Genomic DNA, 389 nt, shown 5'->3' with positions numbered 1-389 from the left:
GAGGGGTCCTTGGTAGAATTGTTGGTCAGGAAGATGAAGGGGACCCCTTTCTCCTTCAGAAAGTTTATCAGCTCGCGGGAACCTTCAACCGGCTCGTTTCCCCTGTAAAGGACGCCGTCCATGTCGAAGATGAGGCCGATCATCGTGGGCACCTAAAAAAGAAAGGATTGGGGGTTTAAAAGTTCACTGCTCGGCGTTGAGCTTTATGTCAATCATCGCTCTGTCGGTCTGGCACTCATTGCCTGCTTCCTCAAAGAACTTCACGGTCATCGTGACTCTCAGAACCTCATTTTCCCTGAGCGGCTTGCTGATTAGATCTATCCCAACCCCGTTCAGTTCCTTCAGGCTTCTGCCCCTCACGGAGTCGACCGTCCACGAATCGCTGCCGA

At 52.4% G+C, this 389-nt stretch carries 2 pseudogenes; both read right to left on the bottom strand.

Annotated features, from left to right (window positions below):
* Positions 1–143 (bottom strand): annotated as a pseudogene (locus tag E3E30_RS11210) (HAD family hydrolase); the annotation flags it as partial.
* 40 nt (positions 144–183) lie between these two features.
* Positions 184–389: pseudogene (locus E3E30_RS11205) on the bottom strand (methyltransferase); the annotation flags it as partial.

This window comes from Thermococcus sp. 9N3 (genome assembly GCF_012027685.1).
GTDB lineage: Archaea > Methanobacteriota_B > Thermococci > Thermococcales > Thermococcaceae > Thermococcus > Thermococcus nautili.
Note: the sequence above shows the minus strand (reverse complement) of the source record. Positions and strands in the feature narration are given on the sequence as shown.